The following is a 17,219-nucleotide window of genomic DNA, read 5'->3' on the forward strand; positions in this document are numbered from 1 at the left end:
TCGGAGAGATTCGAGTGGCTTTTTCTTTTTGAGGAAAAATGAGTTATTTCCAACATGAAGTTCAAAATTGCAATTATTGGAGCGGGAAACGTGGCCTGGCATTTGGCTCCAGCTCTGGAAGATGCCGGACATGTTATCACAGAGGTTTATGCGCGCACGATAAAAAGTGCCGAAAATATCACTGGTCGTGTTTATGCCGGAGAGTCTAAGGATGATCTTGATTTTTCGGCTAGCGAAGCAGAGATTTTCATTTTGGCAGTCAAAGATTCTGCGATACTTGAAGTTGCAGATGAGATAATTTTACCGGAAGATTCTATTCTGGTTCATACTTCTGGATCTGTAGGCTTAGATATTTTGAATTATAGCTCAGCCAGCTACACAGGCATATTTTATCCCTTGCAATCCTTTACTAAGGGTAGAAAAATTGAATTTGATGAAGTACCTTTTTTGTTGGAGTCTGATGATGAAGAGACCTTACAAAAACTCAAAAAGCTAGCTAAAAGCATATCCCCTCTGACTTATACTGTGAGATCAAAGGATAGGAAAGCGATGCATATTGCAGCTGTTTTTGCGAGCAACTTTTCCAATCATATGATTAGAATAGCGGAGGAGGTAATGCACCGGCAAGGGTTGGATTTCGAAATGCTTAAACCGCTGATAATCGAAACTATTTCAAAAAGTCTTCAAATGGGAGCTAAGGCTGCTCAAACTGGCCCTGCAATTCGGGAGGATTATGAAACACCTGGAAGACCATCATCGCTTTTTGAATTACAACGAATCAATAGCAGAAATCTACAGATTAGTCTCCCAGGATATTATTGATAGCTAATTAATGGTTCCAAGTCCCGAATTTCCCGGCTTGGTAATCAGCATAGGCTTCTTGGATTTGCTTGGTGGTGTTCATTACAAATGGACCTTGAGCAACCATTGGCTCATTGAAAGATAAAGCATTACCTAAAATCAGAACAGCGTCATCGGTAGCTTCTACGCTAATTGCTCCCTCTTGATTTTCAAATTCCACTAAATTCCTGAAATTGACTTCTTCGCCGTTGACCTTCAGTGTACCTCGCACGATGTAGAAGAAAATGCTCTCATCCTTGGGGAGTGATTTTTCAAACTTTCCTCCTTTTTCCAAATAAATAGTACTCATCGTGATTGGGAAGTTTCCCTCAAAAGCACCTTCAGTTCCTTCCCACTCTCCGAATAACTGCTGGACCTTTACTTTGCCTCCATCCAATTCGAAAGTTTGAATTTCTTCTTTTTGCAGGCCAACATAACTCGGTTTCATCATCTTTTTATCCGCAGGAAGATTCAGCCAAAGCTGTAAAATTTCAAGGTCTCCACCTTTTTTCTTGAATTCATCGCTACTGACCTCAGCATGTATCAGCCCGCTACCAGCGGTCATGTATTGAACCCCTCCTGGTCCGATGACAGATTCATGTCCGGATGAATCTTTGTGCATGATATCTCCCGCTAGTATAAAAGTTACAGTCTCCATTCCACGATGCGGGTGCGGACCAAAAGGCAAGCCTTCATTGTTGGATGGATAAGTTTGAAAACCGTGATGGTTTAGAAAAATAAATGGGTCTAAATGATCCAAAGATCTGGTAGGCATAGGACTATATGTCACCAAATCCGCTATAGGTCGGTATTCTGCTTTATGTATTTTTTTAATTGCTCTCATGATATTTCAATTAATGTATATACATGTAATTGATTTCAAGTCAATTTGGTTTGCCTAAATTCAACTTATTTTGGAATATCCTTGAGTCTAAGCTCGAACAAGTCTGTTCGACGATCCTTGCGATTTCTCACGCTTCCAAATTGCTCTAACTCCCGCAACAAGGATAGATCAACATCTGCAATCAGTGTCATTTCGCTATTTGGGGTGGCTTCAGCCTTGATGCCATTACTAGGGAATGCGAAATCACAAGGTGTAATGACCATAGACTGTGCATATTGCATATCCATATTGTGAACCTTTGGCAAGTTGCCCACACTTCCTGCCATGGCTACGTAGCATTCATTTTCTATCGCTCTTGCCATTGCACAATTGCGGACTCTAGAATAGCCATTCTGGGTATCTGTTAAGAATGGGATGAAAAGAATATCCATTCCTTCATCAGCTAGAATTCTGCTTAGTTCCGGGAATTCTGCATCGTAGCAGATCAAGATTCCGATTTTTCCACAGTCAGTATCAAAAGCTTTCAGTTGCGTTCCGCCTTGCATGCCCCATACTTTAGCTTCCAAGGGTGAAATATGCAGCTTCTCATACATTTCAACGGATCCATCACGTTTGCAGAGGTAGCCTACATTGTATAGCTTATCATTTTTTATTTTCGGCATAGAGCCAGTGATGATATTGATATTATAGGACACAGATAGCTGCGCAAAACGCTTCACGATCTCATCAGTATATTTTGCTAATCCACGAACAGCCTGTGCTTCACTTAAGTGATTGAATTCTGCCATCAACGGAGCATTAAATAGCTCAGGGAAAAGCGCGAAATCTGAGCGATAACCAGATACTGCATCGATGAAGTACTCTGCTTGCTGCATTAACTCATCCAAATTGTCATACAGGCGCATCTGCCATTGAATCAGGCCAAGACGAACAATAGTCTTATTTGTGGAGGCTTTTTTATTTGGCTTTTCGTAGAAAATATTATTCCACTCCAACAATACGGCGAACTCACTGGAGGCGGCATCACCCTCAAGATAGTTTTTCATGATCCTAGCTGGGTGGAAGTCATTTGCTAACTGAAAATTCAGAACTGGGTCATAGATTTCCTTGAGCTTTACTTTTTCCAAGTATTCCTTTGGCCCCATTTTATCTGCATACTTGTGATAATTTGGGATTCTACCTCCAAAGACTATTCCTTTCAAGTTCAGTTTTTCACATAGCTCTTTTCTATAATCGTACAACCTTCTTCCTAGCCTCAATCCGCGAAATTCTGGTTTGATAAACACATCTATACCATACAGCATATCTCCTGCATTGTTATGGTTGTCGAAGGTGAAGTCAGTCGTAATATCTTTGTATGTATGCTCACCTTCCAGATCAGCGTCGCTCACAATAATCGAAAGCGCACAGCCAGCTAGTTTGTCGTTGATGCGAATGACTACCTGACCTTCAGGAAACTTGGTGATCAAACTTTCAATTTGACTTTCCTTCCAATACGAACCAGGCATACTTCTGTATGCTTCGATCATTGCCGATTTGAGATCTGCGTAATCAGAAGGTTGTAGGTAGGATAATGATATGTTTTCTACTTGCGTATTGTCCATGTTAAGTTACTGAATGTGGATTTTAGGCTGCTAACTGGGTGCGATATTAGTCTAATTCTTTGTCAATTCTAAGAATGGTCTGAAGTAAGACATTCGCTCCATTTGCAATGTCCTCTGGAGATGAATATTCCTGCGGGGAATGGCTGATTCCATTTTTACTTGGGATAAAAATCATCCCAATAGGACCAATTCTGGCCATTTCCTGCCCATCGTGGCCGGCACCACTTGGTAAATACATCGTGCTCAGACCAAGTGTGGAGGCAGAACTTTCAATTGCTTTTTGAATAACGGGATTGGCAATTGCTGGCTCGCTAGCCACTTCTTGGTGAACTACGTTGAGCTTTGTACCGCTTTCTTCAGCAAATGTCCTCGCTTTGATCTCAAGTTCTGAATAAATTTTCCAGATTTTTTCAGAAGAAAGGTCTCGCAACTCCAAATTCAGAGTTACTTCACCTGGGATTACATTTCCAGCACCTGGGAAAGCTTCTATTTTCCCTACGGTTCCCACCTGAGCTCCAGCGTATGAATTGACTGTTTCATTCACTGCCAAAATAAATTTAGCAGCAGGAAGCATAGGGTCTTTTCTCATGTTCATTGGAGTGGTTCCAGCGTGGTTTGCCGTCCCTTTAAAAGTGAATTGCCACCATTCTATGGCGACAATTCCTTCAACTACTCCAATCTGCTTTTGGTTTTTTTCAAGGTTTCCACCTTGCTCGATGTGAAGCTCTAGGAAAGCAGCTATATCGCCCTTTTCTCTCTTTACTTCCATTATCCGATCTGGATTTCCTCCTACTGCTCTGATTCCTTCGGATTGAGTCAGTCCACTACTACTTTTTGTTGTCAAGGCTGCCTGCAGAAAGTTGTCCAGCAATAGCGCGACTGCCAACTACTCCGCCTTCTTCATTGGTGAAAAGAATGAGCTCTAAAGGATGCAGTGTAGTGACGTTGTTTTCGATTAATGTTTGCATTACTTCAATAGCTCCCATGGATCCCACTGGTCCATCGTAATCTCCACCGTTTGGGACTTCATCTATATGAGATCCGAAAGCTATGGGCTTTAATTTAGGATTACTTCCAGTCTTTTTTGCGATAACGTTGCCTGCAAAATCAATCGATACTTCAAGGCCAAGCTTTTCTAATTTTCCCAATAAAAACTTGCGAGCTGCGATCTCATGGGTGCTGTAGGCAACTCGATCAGATCCGCCAGCATCATTTTTCCCATAAGTAGAAAGTTCATGGATTAGGCCTGTAAGTCGTTCTTGGTTTACTTGAATAGTCTGAGAGTAGACGTCTGCGCCAAAAAAAAATGTATGAAGGCAAATGGAAAAGAGTTTAATAAAAATATGTTTCATAAGGTAGAATCTAGTACGATAAGATAATTATAGTAGATGCAAACAAAAAATCCCTTCCAGTATGGAAAGGATTTTTTAGGAGAATTTTTTGATTATTTAAGCCATGCTAATTTTACTTCCTCAGGAGCTTTCATCCTGTCTGCTAACCTCATGTATCTATCAGATAGCTTTACAAGGTAATCTTGAGCTTTTGATGCCACATCGTTAAGGCCTGTGAGACTTTCGATTTTCCAGAGTTGAACCAAATGGTCAATTATTCTAGCATAATCCCATCCAGTATATATCCCGACTTTCTGTGTAATAGCTGAGAATTGGGTGAATAGAGAAGGGTTTGAGCCACCTTCGCCCATTAATACGGCAGGCATGACAATCTGCTTTCTCATTAGTTTTTCGAAAGCGATAATTGCTCCATTTGGATCTATTTCAAAAATGGCTGACATAAAGCTCTTGTAAGCTTTTTCATGTCTTGCTTCATCACCCGCAATTTGCTTACAAATTCTGCCTAGGACTGGATCTCCCGCGATATCAGCAAGTTTGCCAGTATTTACGTGAGAAACCTTGGTAGCTCTTTCCTGAAAGGATGTGTATACTATTGCCTGATAAGGATCTCCGCCAGTATTGGCATCAAAACCATTCATAAGAAGCCTGTGGATTGTTTGCTCTACGGCTTTCATATCCACCCTTCCTGTCATGTAAAGGTATTTATTAAGCAGGTCGCCGTGGCGGTTTTCTTCGGCCGTCCAAGACTTACTCCATCTCACCCATCCGGATGGCGACAGAAGTGAACGTTCTGGATTAATGCCTTCAAGTAAATTGAAATAGGTCTGATAACTTGGAAGGGCTTCCTCTGTAATCATATTACCTACGAGTGAGGTCAAAACTGTATCTGGTATTCCCTCAGATCTTTGCTGAAGTAATTTCACCTGATCATGTATGTCGGGATCGCTAAAGTCAGGTAGAAAATCTGAAGGTTGCCAACACTTGTCTGGGTCAACCAGAATATTATCCACCGCTTCACTAACGAGACCATCCAATTGGGATATGACCTCTATATTCTTTTCTAGTTCGTAATCTATTTCTCCTGATTTCATCATGGATAAATTTAAGCCCGAATTATAATTGATTCGGTACGGATTTGAATTAGGACAAATTTACTCACAAATGGACAAATTACAGATAGAAAGTACCTATCAATGATTTGTCTTTCTGTAAGTAGCCAGCTTACAGATATTTAACTATTCAAAACATGATAAAATTCATAAAATATGGCATGTTTTGCTTTTCTGCACTCCAAAAAGGGTGAGATTCTCTTGAATGCATGTTTATTAATATAAGGAAAATTTTCACCTTCTCGTTCACCTAACTTAAAAAAGCCTCCAAGGGGAGGCTTTTAACTCTAATGCGAAAAGATGGATTAATAGTCCAACTTATAGGCTACAACTTTGTTTTTGAAAAATGTTGGGACTAAAATGATGTTGTCTTCCGGTATAAACCCAATATCTGCTGTATTAGAGGACGCGTCTTTCGTATCTAAAAGCAAAGTCTCACCTTCTGCACTTACAAAGTAAATTTCTCCCGCCCAGCGAGAAGCCACATAATTTCCATCTCCCAAAATAACAAGCCCATCACCTCCAGTTACTGTGCTATTCATGATATTTGCTGTTCCATCTGAATTGAGCGACACTAGGCCAGATTTATCTAACCCATAGATGGCTCCATCTTCTCCGACAGCAATACCATTGATAGACTCATGGCCTTCAGTTACGGTAGAAATTGTACCGCCATCAAGCATATGTACTTTACCAGTATTCATGTCTGTAAAGTAAACTTTGCCATCGTATGTGGCCAAATCATTAAGAAACTGTCCCCCTTCTATTGGGTATTTATTGGAGATTTTTCCTGTTTCCAAATTGATTTCGACCAATTGATCAATGTCAGTTACATACAAGTTTCCATTTGCAATACCCATTCCTTTTGGAGCATTTAGACCAGTGACCCACTCCTGAGCGACTATATTTCCTTGTTTATCAATGATGGCAATAGATCCTTTACCATCTTTATCTGTAGGTTGACCTTCGATATTGGAAACATAAATTTTACCTGTAGTAGCATCATATAAAACAGATTCGTTAGTAGTTAAGGTAGAATCAGTTTCCCAGATTTTGGTTAATGTGGGGGTTTTTACCTCTTCTACCACGACTTCTTCGGTTGTTTCTTCTGTTTTAGGGGAAGAGCAACTCGCGATTAGGACTGCGCTTGAAAGTCCAAGAAGACCAAGTTTAAATGTTGTAGATTTCATATTAGTTTTTAGTTAAGGTCCAGTTGTATTGATTGAAATTTGCAGGAGCTGTATCTTTTAGGCGTTCACCTATTTCTTCAAGATAGAGGGTGTTGTACCTAAGTCTTGAAATATAATTGGGTAATGTAGGATCTCCATTCCAGCAATGTTCGGCACGATCGCCGTATGCGACGGTGCCGGCATAATATGGGTTTTGAGTTTGTTCCAAAAATTCTTCAGTCAAGTAAACAGCATTATTCAGGTAATAATTATCCATATCTCCACAGAATATGTTTACTTTTCCTTCAAGTTTTGGACCTAAAGTGTCCCAGTCCCGCTCCATAATATAACGAAGGTCGTAATTTTCCTTCCAATAAGAAGCTACTTGCGGGTCGATTTCTCCGGAATATTTGTCCCAAATGGGTTTTGGATAGCCATCTTCTCCAGCTGGAGAATAAACAGCTTGCCAAATATCGAATTGGTCTCCAGATCTACTTTTGGTGCCCCCGATAGCCAGTTCTTTATGGTTCATATCCTGCACAGTAGCTGAAATATGGCCTAAATAATCCCTATGACTTGGACGAAGAGTCTTTCGGAATTCTCCTTCCTGATAGTAAGCATTCTGATCTTCATAGAGATTAATAGAAGTATAAGCCCTAAAGTCAATTGGGTCTGGGCATGCTGCAAAACAGCCATTATATTCATCAGGATAAAAAACCTGTACAGCTAAAGCTTCCCATCCTCCAGTGGATCCCCCATAAAGGAAACGTGACCAGCCTTCGCCTATACCTCGGAATTTTTCCTCAATATGGGGAATCAATTCATAGGTAATAGCATCGCCGTATGGTCCTAGATTGGCAGAGTTGACTGCATAGCTATCGTCATAATAGGGGTTTGCGTGTTGGATCTCAATAATAATGAAGCGCTGGAAGTCTGGCGAAATCCATTTTTGATAAAAATCATAGGCTTCTTGCTGCTGAATTTTTTCATAGCCATAGATTCCAAATCGTGCACTGTAATCATCTTCAGAAAGGTTGGGGTCGGGTGGGATTGTTCTAAATCCTGAAAAATCCGAAGGAAAATGTCCATGGAAAATCATCAAAGGATAATACTCATTTGAGTTTTCATCATAACCTTCTGGAAGTAGAACGTTTGCTCCAAGGAACATGTCTCTTCCCCAGAATTCTGAAAGTTTTTCTGATTTAAATTTAATGTGCTTGATGTATTTTGTGTCTTCGGGCTGGGTGACTTCTGGGATACTATTATCAATCGTCAAGCTTAGCTTTTGGCCTTTTTTCCATTCCACTTTTACTGGAGTGCTGTATATGTTTTTAGGAGCCCGCGCCCATTGCCTTCCTTCTCCTTGATCCATTGGAAGTTTTACAGTATGCCCGTCAGCTCTTTTGAAGGTGTCGTGCTTTTGAATAAAAGCTTGAATGTAATAGGAACCTTCTTCCAGATCTTTGAGGTTTTCTACTGGGTATCCAAAACTTTCATTGTCGAAAAGGATATGTTTTGAAGCTTCATAATTTTCAAAGTCCATTCCGAAAACTTGATTTGTATTTACATTGTCACTGATGCCAAATCTAGGTTCTGAGGTGCTATCTGTAGAAAAAATTAAAAGTACTCTACCATCTTTTAGGTCGGCTTGCACGGATTCATCAATTTCGATTTCGATTTGAGATTCGTTTAAAGATGTGCAGGCCCAACTAGCAAAAAGCATCAAGGCGTAATAGATGAATTGTTTCATGATGGGTGGTTTTGTATTGGAATTTACATATTTCCCATTAATTCTCGGGGTGATTGGGTTTTTTATGGTTTAAAATTGGCGATTATTTGGTTCAGAATGCCATTGATGGATTAATTGGATATCAAATAGAAAAACACCTTATCTTACGCTATAAATCAACCCACCAACTTATGAGAAAGTATTTAAATCTTGCCATAATGGCCACTATGGTATTTTCATGTGCCCCAAAAGAAGAAGTAGCAGTCGATTACACAACTTTATCTGATGAGGAACGCCTTGAAGTCGCCACCCAAATTGCGCATGAGACTATCATGGTAGATGGCCATGTAGATTTACCCTACCGGATGAAAGTAGGTGGATTCACACTACAGCGTGAGATTTTGGATGTATCAGTTCGTACACCGGATGGCAATTTTGATTTTCCAAGAGCAAAAGAAGGTGGTCTGGATGCGCCTTTCATGTCTATCTACATTCCCGCAGGGCTCCAGCAGACCCCAGGTTCCTCTAAAGCTTTGGCTGATTCACTTATTCTAATGACTGAGCGATTGGCAGAGACTTTCCCAGATCAATTTGCTATGGCATATAGCCCAGCCGATGTTGAGGCTAATTTTGCTTCTGGCAAAGTCTCTCTTCCGATGGGTATGGAAAATGGATCTGCACTAGAAGATGATATTTCTAATGTTGAATATTTTCACGGAAGAGGTATTCGCTACATCACACTAACTCACGGAAAAGCGAACCTAATTGGTGATAGTAGTTATGATACAGTTCGTCTGTATAATGGATTGAGCGAATATGGAGAGCAGGTAGTAGCTGAGATGAATCGAGTGGGAATTATGGTCGATCTTTCTCATGTATCTGATGATACCTTTAAGGATGCATTAGCTATCACAAAGGTGCCCGTAATTGCCTCTCACTCTTCAGTTAGAAAGTTTACTCCAGGCTTCGAAAGAAATATGAATGATGAGCTTATTCAGGCTATGGCTAAAAATGGAGGAGTGATGATGATTAATTTCGGCGGGACTTTTATTGATTCTGCTTACGCTGCGGGTAGTTCGGCCGTACGCGAGCACCTTGTTAACTATCTGGCAGAAAATAATCTTTCAAGAAGAGACTCTGCTGCTCAGGCTTATATTTCTGAATACACAGCTGCTAATAATCCATTCCCGACAGTGCAACGAGTTGCTGATCACATAGATTATGTAAAAGACTTGGTAGGCATTGACTACGTAGGTTTAGGGTCTGATTTTGATGGGGTAGGGGATTCCCTTCCTACAGGATTGAAAGATGTTTCCATGTATCCAAATTTGATAGCGGAACTCTTGAAAAGGGGATATTCTAGGGAGGAAATTGAGAAAATCTGTTATAAAAATGTGTTTAGAGTATGGCAGGCTGTAGACGATTATGCAGCTTCTCAAAAGGGATAAATATTTGAAAGATATTTTTAATGCAACCCTGTTTCATGTAAATGAAGCAGGGTTTTACTTTTTAAAATCAAATGTGCCCTAAACTATACTTTAGATGTTCTTCTATCATTTAATAAATAGATGTGGTGACTTTATTGATAGCTCTAAATCCAGCTCTTCATTATTAGATCACGCATAGTGATTGTATTAAAATGAGTAAACTAAACTTGTTTTGAATATTCATAATGTCCCAAAACCATCATATTTCAAATAAAATTCTGTCAAAATTTCCGTTTTAGGGTATAAAACTCAATTTTTCCAGCCATTATGACCGAAAAACGTAATTGGAAGTAGTTTTGATAATATGGGATAAGAGAAGGGCGAAAAGTTAAGGCACTCTTCTCAAATTTCTAATTGTAGATACCACTATTGCTAATAACCAACTATACCTATGGACTTTAAACAATTCACTATAAAATCTCAGGAGGCGATACAGAAAGCTCTTGAGCTCGCTACCGCGGCTGGTCAGCCCAACATTGAGCCAGCACATTTGCTGAAAGGAATTATCTCAGAAGATGAGAATGTCACTGAGTTCTTGTTTAAGAAACTTGGGACCAATAAGCAGTTTATTTCTCAAAGACTGGATGAGCAATTGGCGCGACTACCGAAAGTAAGTGGTGGTCAACAGCCTCATTTATCTAATTATTCTAATCAGGTGCTTACAAAAGCGAAGGAATATCTGAAGACTTTTGGAGATGAATATGTCGCAATAGAGCATTTATTGCTGGCTATTTTGGCCTCAGGAGATGGGACTTCCCAATTATTGAAGGATCAGGGTATTTCAGAAAAAGCATTGATTGAAGCTATTAAAGAACTTAGAAAAGGAAATAAAGTGACCGATCCAAATGCAGAAAGTAAATATCAGGCGCTAGAGAAATACTCCAAGAACCTGAATGAAATGGCTAAGAAGGGGAAAATTGACCCTGTGATTGGCCGAGATGAAGAAATCAGAAGAGTACTTCAGATTTTAGCAAGAAGAACTAAAAACAACCCAATTCTACTCGGCGAGCCGGGAGTAGGTAAGACAGCTATTGTAGAAGGCCTGGCACAAAGAATTGTATCTGGAGATGTGCCTGAAAACCTAAAATCAAAGACATTGATTTCTTTGGATATGGGTTTGCTGGTAGCAGGCGCCAAATACAAAGGAGAGTTTGAGGAGAGATTGAAGGCTGTCATAAAAGAAGTAACCGATGCCGAAGGGGAGATTATTCTCTTTATCGATGAGATTCATACGCTCATTGGTGCAGGCGGTGGTGGAGAAGGAGCTATGGACGCTGCAAACTTACTTAAACCCGCTTTGGCTCGTGGAGAACTTCATGCAATCGGTGCTACTACGCTAAAAGAGTATCAGAAATACATCGAAAAAGATAAGGCGCTGGAGAGAAGATTTCAGGCTGTAATTGTAGACGAACCTGATGCTGCCGATGCGATTTCCATCCTTCGAGGAATCAAGGATAAATATGAATTACACCACGGAGTACGTATCAAGGATGACGCTGTGATAGCCGCAGTTGAGCTTTCTCAGCGATACATTTCAGATCGTTTCTTGCCGGATAAGGCAATTGACTTGATGGATGAAGCTGGCGCTAAATTGAGAATGGAAATTGATTCATTGCCTCAGGAATTGGATGAGTTAAATCGTAGAATCATGCAGCTGGAGATCGAGCGAGAAGCTATCCGTAGGGAAAAGAACAAAGATAAAGAGACAGTTTTGAGCAAAGAACTAGCTGAACTCGCTGAAAAGCGTGACAATGTTAAAGCGAAGTGGGAAAGTGAAAAAGCTGTTATTACTGGAATCCAAAGAGAAAAGGAGCGAATTGACAATTATAAAATTGAAGCTGAGCAGGCTGAACGATCAGGAGATTTTGGTAAAGTCGCTGAAATCAGATATGGGAAGATCGGGGAGGCAGAGCAGAAATTGGAGTCATTCAAAAGCCAATTAAAAGAAATGCAGGCCGGTTCGCCTTTGCTCAAAGAGGAAGTTGATCAAGAGGATATTGCCGCGGTTGTTTCTAAATGGACTGGCATACCAATGAATAAAATGATTCAATCTGAGCGGGAGAAATTGCTTCATCTGGAGGAAGAGCTTGGAAAAAGAGTCGCTGGTCAGAAAGAGGCAATCACAGCATTATCTGATGCAGTTCGCCGAAGCCGTGCTGGCCTGCAGGATCCAAAACGGCCGATTGGTAGCTTCATCTTTATGGGTACTACAGGTGTCGGAAAGACTGAACTTGCAAAAGCTTTGGCCGAATACCTGTTCAATGATGAGAATTCCATGGTTCGGATCGACATGTCCGAATATCAGGAAAGGCATGCAGTAAGCCGATTGGTGGGAGCGCCTCCGGGCTATGTGGGTTATGATGAAGGTGGTCAGTTGACTGAGGCGGTGCGTAGAAAACCATATTCTGTGATTTTGCTGGATGAAATTGAAAAAGCACATCCTGATGTGTTTAACATTCTCCTACAGGTGTTGGATGACGGACGGTTGACAGATAACAAAGGTCGTGTGGCGAATTTTAAAAACACGATTATCATCTTGACTACAAATATCGGTTCTCATTTGATCCAAGAGCGATTTGCTGAGATGGAGGAATGGAACAAGGAAGATGTTTTGGAAAAGACCAAAGCTGAGGTGTTTGATTTGTTCGAAGAAGTCCGTAAGGCCTGAGTTTCTTAACCGAATTGATGAGACGATAATGTTTGAACCATTGAATAAGGGGATCATTCGCAAAATCGTAGATATACAATGGAGAGAGATTCAGCATAGATTATCTGAATCAGGAATCGAAATCGAAGCGACCAAGGAGGTCTTGGATTACCTTGGAGAAATGGGATTTGATGCCAACTTCGGAGCCAGACCGCTAAAGAGAACTATGCAGCAGATTGATCTTAAATGAGCTTTCCAAGCGAATCGTTATCCGGCTATATCAAGAATGAATTCAGGCTGTATTGGTTGATCTTGATGCAGATAAGCAAGTCTACTTTAAGAATGTAGATGCAGAAGTAGAAGTGTAATTTAGGTTACGTCGTTATAGTTAAACCCTCGGAGTATGTAGCTTCGAGGGTTTTTATTTTAGTTAAATTAAAGGATGCTTGAACACTTCTTCCAATGTCCCTATTGTGTAGGTGAAATCTCTATGCTGATTGATCCTTCGGTCCCTGACCAAAAATATATAGAAGACTGTGAGATTTGCTGCAACCCGATTGAAATTCAATTTGCAGTAGAGGAAGGAGGAATTATTTCTTTTGAGGCAAAATCTATTGATCAATAACTTAATTAACTGGCGTGTGTCCTAACAAATAATTTGTCAACAAAGTGTATAAATGCAGTGATGTGCCTTCCCCTTCATAAATCCCATGAGAACGGTTTGGATAGGGCATCATTTGGAATTGCTTGTTGTGCTTGATCAGCTCGTTCCATAAGCATTTCGGCTCCTTGATAATGCACGTTGTCATCGCCGGTACCATGCACGATTAAAAGATTTCCTTCGAGGTTTTTGGCATAGGTGATAGGAGATCCATTTACGAAGTCCTCCATGTTTTCCTGAGGCAATCCCATATAGCGCTCTTGATAGATATTGTCATAGATGAGCTGATTGGAAACCGCTGCCACGGACATTCCTGTCTGATAAATTTCGGGGAATTTAAACATTTGATTAAGCGTCATAGATCCACCGCCGCTCCATCCCCAAACAGCTACTCTTGTTTCATCAAGAGAAGGAAGCTTCAGTAATTCCTTTGCTGCCAAACCTTGATCTTGGGCATTGATCACGCCGATTTTTCGGTAGATACTTTTTCTCCATGCACTTCCTTTGAGAGTCGGCGTGCCCCGATCGTCCATGTCGATGATGAAGTAACCTTTTTGCGCAAGCATAATATTATAAAGTCCGACTTGCGTATCCGTCGCCACTGTGCTCCAAGGTTCACCATAGACATGGAATAGCACAGGGTATTTCTTTGTCTCATCAAAATCAATTGGATAAATAACCCTTGCGTCTAGCGTCACACCTTCTGAAGTAGTCACGGTAGTGAATTTGATTTCTGGAGTTTTGAGAGAAGCCAGTTTCTGTTTGTAGGCAGTGTTTTCTACCAGATTTTTTACGATATCATGCTTAGGTAGAGATACCAATCTTACACTCAAAGGATCGTTAGTGCTTTGGTGACTATGCACCGCTACCATTCCATTAGGAGCAATATTATAAGTGTTTACACCTGAAAAGGACTCTGGAGTAACTTTTCTAAGTTTACCTTTTCCTGCCAAATCAATCGCATAAAGGTAGCGCTGAACAGGGTTGTTTGGCGATGCAATAAAATAGACTTCCTTATCTGTAACTCCCCCAAAAGAGGCTACATCAAAAGCTCCAGGGGTAATTAGGGTTTTCTGTCCATTGCTGATATTTACCTTATATATGTGCCTCCATGCATCCTTTTCTGTCATTCGGAGAAAAGCTTTTCCACCATCTACAATTGGTAAACTATTGTCCGCTCCAGCCATTTTTAGAAAGATCCGGATAGGCCAAGTCAACCCAAGTTTCTTCAGATTCAGTATAAATTTCCTTTCAGCTCAGAAGTGGATGGTTTGAAAGTCCAAATGGTCGGTATGAGTTTTGCTTTCGATTCATCTGCTGGATGAGGAGCAAATCGGCGTTGATCCATTGCATCCCGGGCAGGTAATTTTCTTTTTCTCCTCCCGGAACTGGAATCCATTTAGTTTGCTTCGTCACCATGTCTACCAATCCGATTTTGGCACCAGCAGGCTCTTGTCCCACTTTTGGATATTGAAGTGGGATAGGCTTTACGGAATTGAGCCGAGTTGGTATTATTGATCATGTAAAAAGTGCCGATTTTCGATGCGTCAATCTGCCAGTATGAAATGAACTTATCATCAGGACTCCATTGAAAACCGTCTCTTTTACCAAACTCTTCTTCATACGCCCAATCGAATGTTCCATTGATGATTTTATCTGTGCCATCAACTGTCAACTGAGTGACTTTTCCTGTCACGAAATCTTCTAAATACAAATTGAATTTCTGTACGTAGGCAACCTTTGAATTGTCTGAGGAAAACTTTGCAAACATCAGAGATGAGGGCTCAAACTCACTTCCCAATTGCTTCAATTCTTTGCTTACTAAATCATATACAAAATAGTCTCCTTTGGTATTGGATCTCCAAACCCTGCTGGAATTAGTGAATACCAAGACTTTCGATCCATCATCAGAAAGGCTGAAAGATTCTATATTAATTGGTTTACCACTGCTTTGCAGTGCTGAGCCAGGAACAAAGACACTTTTTTCTAAACTCTTGCTATCCCATCTTGCCAATTCATTTCCTTTCTCCACAGTCACATAAGCGGCTCCATTTTCGATCCACTGAATCGGTTGAAGTCTCTCCTGCTGAAATTCACTTGAGGCATAGATCCGCTCTAAGGTGAGTAGGTCTTTTTGCTGGGCAAATGTGGAAGTACTGACTAGAGAGAAAAGAAATACTATGCAAAGAAATAGGGTAGGAAAACGCATGAACTATTTGGTTTAAACTGAAGTATTCAAAAATAAGGGAATATCCCAATACTTTTCAGTAGAGGTCAATTCAAAAGAAAAACAGGTCAATCAGACCTGTTTTGAGCTTTTGTTAAGAATGGGGATTTCTGACTTCAGCTAATAATAAAAACTATAAAACCCCGTCTTTCAATTTGATCTGTCCTAAGGACTTCGGGAGTTCTTTGATTTTCACATCTATCGAATTTGATTCCTTCCCAATATACCCAATATTCAACGTGATACTTTTGTTTTTGAATTGGCTAAGATCTAACTCAAAGAATCCATTTTCGTCCGAAACCACTCCTTTGGTAGTGCTATCCACTAAAATCGTTGCACCGATTATTGGAGAATTTTTCTTATCAACGATTTGACCTCTGACAATAGGTGTACTTGCAGGTCTTTCCATTTTTTGAGCAATGGATTCTTGGCTTAAGGAAATGCACAAGATAACTCCTAGAAAAAAGTAAATGCGAAGGAAATTAGATGTTAGCATGGTTCAAGGATCAAGAAGTATGAATTGTTTGAATGAATTAACTAAGATTATTGGTGTAAATCAAGTTATTGAATAGTAAATATTTACATCTTTACAATCCTGGCGAAATCAGGTTTTCCTCGGTGAGCATCTTTATTATAAAGGATTTTGACAGCACTTACTGCTTCAAACGATAATTCATTGTTAAGTTAATTTGTCTCATTTGACGTTGAGAGCTTGCTTCAGTATAGAAATTATCCCCTTCTGTGATGTTTCTGTTTATTCGGGAATTCAGGATATCTGTAGCATTTAAGGTTAAGGTGCCGCGATCTTTAATTATATCCTTACTTGCAGACAAGTCCATGAAAAATATCCCTTTTCTGATACCCTGTGCTGTTTTTTGCTTTGCTTCATAATTAGCGCGGAACTGTATATCCAAGCCATTTTTTAAAGTGAACCGGGAAGTTTGTCGGAATAGCCAAGAGTAAGTTTTAGCTGTGTAGTCCGCTTGGATGTTACTTCCATCAATTTTTGCATGAAAGAAATTCACATTTACGTCAATTTTCCACCACTCTTTTGGCCGATAATCTCCACTAAGTTCTAATCCAAATGATTTTTCTCCATTTAAATTGTAGGGTTTTGTCACCGAACTCCCATCATTATTTACAGTTCTCAACCGTTCTATTTTTTCATCAGTACTTCTGTAATAAACAGTCGAAAAAAGAGTCCCTTTGTCGAAATATTTAATATGTCCAAGTTCGAATGCATTGGTGTATTCTGGGTTCAAATCTGGATTTCCACTACTGAAATTTCTAGCATCTGAGAACGTTACATAAGGACTCAAATCATTATAAACTGGCCTTTGCACTCTTCTGCTATAGCTGAGTTGAAAAGCATTTTCTTGCGTGATGTTGTAAGTCAAGTGAGCACTCGGAAAAAGATTCGTGTACTTTCGTGGATTCTCTTCATTTGTCTCTTCGAGAATAGTTTTGACATCTGTATTTTCCACTCGCAAACCTGCCTGATAGCTCCAGTTATTCGTTTTATTGCCAATGATTCCGTAAGCGGCCATGAT

12 protein-coding genes and 3 pseudogenes are annotated in these 17,219 nt (G+C 40.1%); 4 read left to right on the forward strand and 11 right to left on the reverse strand.

Annotated features, from left to right (window positions below; all coding sequences use genetic code 11):
- Positions 1 to 54: 54 nt before the first annotated feature.
- Positions 55 to 829 (forward strand): annotated as a pseudogene (locus tag AC0L6R_RS13025) (Rossmann-like and DUF2520 domain-containing protein).
- On the opposite strand, the gene AC0L6R_RS13030 reads toward AC0L6R_RS13025, so the two are convergent.
- The 7 genes from AC0L6R_RS13030 to AC0L6R_RS13060 form a co-directional block, all read right to left on the reverse strand.
- On the reverse strand, positions 830 to 1,684 hold the full coding sequence (locus tag AC0L6R_RS13030; RefSeq protein WP_473271582.1) for a pirin family protein: 855 nt from the start codon (positions 1,682 to 1,684) through the stop codon (positions 830 to 832). It abuts the pseudogene before it with no gap.
- Between the two features lie 65 nt (positions 1,685 to 1,749).
- Positions 1,750 to 3,288, reverse strand: coding sequence for a carbon-nitrogen hydrolase family protein (locus tag AC0L6R_RS13035; protein ID WP_283414698.1), 1,539 nt, complete (start codon positions 3,286 to 3,288; stop codon positions 1,750 to 1,752).
- Positions 3,289 to 3,334: 46 nt separating this feature from the next.
- Positions 3,335 to 4,132: a hydantoinase/carbamoylase family amidase gene (locus tag AC0L6R_RS13040; protein ID WP_473271583.1), complete on the reverse strand. Its 798-nt coding sequence runs from the start codon at positions 4,130 to 4,132 to the stop codon at positions 3,335 to 3,337.
- The gene (locus tag AC0L6R_RS13045) at positions 4,116 to 4,640 is read right to left on the reverse strand and encodes a M20/M25/M40 family metallo-hydrolase (protein WP_473271584.1); all 525 of its coding nucleotides are present in this window, start codon (positions 4,638 to 4,640) and stop codon (positions 4,116 to 4,118) included. Before AC0L6R_RS13045 ends, AC0L6R_RS13040 begins: the two co-directional genes overlap by 17 nt.
- Before the next feature lie 92 nt (positions 4,641 to 4,732).
- A complete protein-coding gene (locus tag AC0L6R_RS13050) occupies positions 4,733 to 5,734 on the reverse strand; it encodes an acyl-ACP desaturase (RefSeq protein WP_283414696.1) in 1,002 nt (333 codons plus the stop codon).
- A 320-nt stretch (positions 5,735 to 6,054) separates the two neighbouring features.
- Complete coding sequence (locus tag AC0L6R_RS13055; RefSeq protein WP_473271585.1) at positions 6,055 to 6,939, reverse strand: SMP-30/gluconolactonase/LRE family protein; 885 nt, start codon at positions 6,937 to 6,939, stop codon at positions 6,055 to 6,057.
- 1 nt (position 6,940) lies between these two features.
- A complete protein-coding gene (locus AC0L6R_RS13060) occupies positions 6,941 to 8,668 on the reverse strand; it encodes an alpha/beta hydrolase-fold protein (RefSeq protein ID WP_473271586.1) in 1,728 nt (575 codons plus the stop codon).
- Between the two features lie 170 nt (positions 8,669 to 8,838).
- Here AC0L6R_RS13060 and AC0L6R_RS13065 point away from each other — a divergent pair, with 170 nt between their 5' ends.
- From AC0L6R_RS13065 to AC0L6R_RS13075, 3 genes and pseudogenes are all read left to right on the forward strand, one after another.
- Positions 8,839 to 10,095, forward strand: a complete 1,257-nt coding sequence (locus AC0L6R_RS13065) for a dipeptidase (RefSeq protein ID WP_473271587.1) — start codon at positions 8,839 to 8,841, stop codon at positions 10,093 to 10,095.
- Positions 10,096 to 10,525: 430 nt separating this feature from the next.
- Positions 10,526 to 13,149: pseudogene (clpB, locus tag AC0L6R_RS13070) on the forward strand (ATP-dependent chaperone ClpB).
- Between the two features lie 74 nt (positions 13,150 to 13,223).
- Positions 13,224 to 13,406 (forward strand): CPXCG motif-containing cysteine-rich protein, encoded by a 183-nt coding sequence (locus tag AC0L6R_RS13075; RefSeq protein WP_283414691.1) that lies wholly within the window; start codon positions 13,224 to 13,226, stop codon positions 13,404 to 13,406.
- 74 nt (positions 13,407 to 13,480) lie between these two features.
- Here AC0L6R_RS13075 and AC0L6R_RS13080 read toward each other — a convergent pair whose 3' ends face one another.
- From AC0L6R_RS13080 to AC0L6R_RS13095, 4 genes and pseudogenes are all read right to left on the reverse strand, one after another.
- Positions 13,481 to 14,629, reverse strand: a complete 1,149-nt coding sequence (locus AC0L6R_RS13080) for an alpha/beta hydrolase family protein (protein ID WP_473271588.1) — start codon at positions 14,627 to 14,629, stop codon at positions 13,481 to 13,483.
- 64 nt (positions 14,630 to 14,693) lie between these two features.
- Positions 14,694 to 15,651 (reverse strand): annotated as a pseudogene (locus tag AC0L6R_RS13085) (DPP IV N-terminal domain-containing protein).
- Positions 15,652 to 15,802: 151 nt separating this feature from the next.
- On the reverse strand, positions 15,803 to 16,078 hold the full coding sequence (locus AC0L6R_RS13090; RefSeq protein ID WP_473271589.1) for a carboxypeptidase-like regulatory domain-containing protein: 276 nt from the start codon (positions 16,076 to 16,078) through the stop codon (positions 15,803 to 15,805).
- Positions 16,079 to 16,322: 244 nt separating this feature from the next.
- The gene (locus AC0L6R_RS13095; RefSeq protein ID WP_473271591.1) at positions 16,323 to 17,216 is read right to left on the reverse strand and encodes an outer membrane beta-barrel family protein; all 894 of its coding nucleotides are present in this window, start codon (positions 17,214 to 17,216) and stop codon (positions 16,323 to 16,325) included.
- Between the last annotated feature and the right edge of the window lie 3 nt (positions 17,217 to 17,219).

It is taken from the genome of Algoriphagus sp. 10J20-15 (genome assembly GCF_055809615.1).

Coding starts and splice junctions, on each gene's coding strand:
- AC0L6R_RS13030 (WP_473271582.1), bottom strand. CDS start 1,684: ATGAGAGCAATTAAAAAAATACATAAAGCAGAATACCGACCTATAGCG.
- AC0L6R_RS13080 (WP_473271588.1), bottom strand. CDS start 14,629: ATGGCTGGAGCGGACAATAGTTTACCAATTGTAGATGGTGGAAAAGCT.
- AC0L6R_RS13055 (WP_473271585.1), bottom strand. CDS start 6,939: ATGAAATCTACAACATTTAAACTTGGTCTTCTTGGACTTTCAAGCGCA.
- AC0L6R_RS13060 (WP_473271586.1), bottom strand. CDS start 8,668: ATGAAACAATTCATCTATTACGCCTTGATGCTTTTTGCTAGTTGGGCC.
- AC0L6R_RS13050 (WP_283414696.1), bottom strand. CDS start 5,734: ATGATGAAATCAGGAGAAATAGATTACGAACTAGAAAAGAATATAGAG.
- AC0L6R_RS13045 (WP_473271584.1), bottom strand. CDS start 4,640: ATGAAACATATTTTTATTAAACTCTTTTCCATTTGCCTTCATACATTT.
- AC0L6R_RS13075 (WP_283414691.1), top strand. CDS start 13,224: ATGCTTGAACACTTCTTCCAATGTCCCTATTGTGTAGGTGAAATCTCT.
- AC0L6R_RS13095 (WP_473271591.1), bottom strand. CDS start 17,216: ATGGCCGCTTACGGAATCATTGGCAATAAAACGAATAACTGGAGCTAT.
- AC0L6R_RS13090 (WP_473271589.1), bottom strand. CDS start 16,078: ATGGAAAGACCTGCAAGTACACCTATTGTCAGAGGTCAAATCGTTGAT.
- AC0L6R_RS13035 (WP_283414698.1), bottom strand. CDS start 3,288: ATGGACAATACGCAAGTAGAAAACATATCATTATCCTACCTACAACCT.
- AC0L6R_RS13065 (WP_473271587.1), top strand. CDS start 8,839: ATGAGAAAGTATTTAAATCTTGCCATAATGGCCACTATGGTATTTTCA.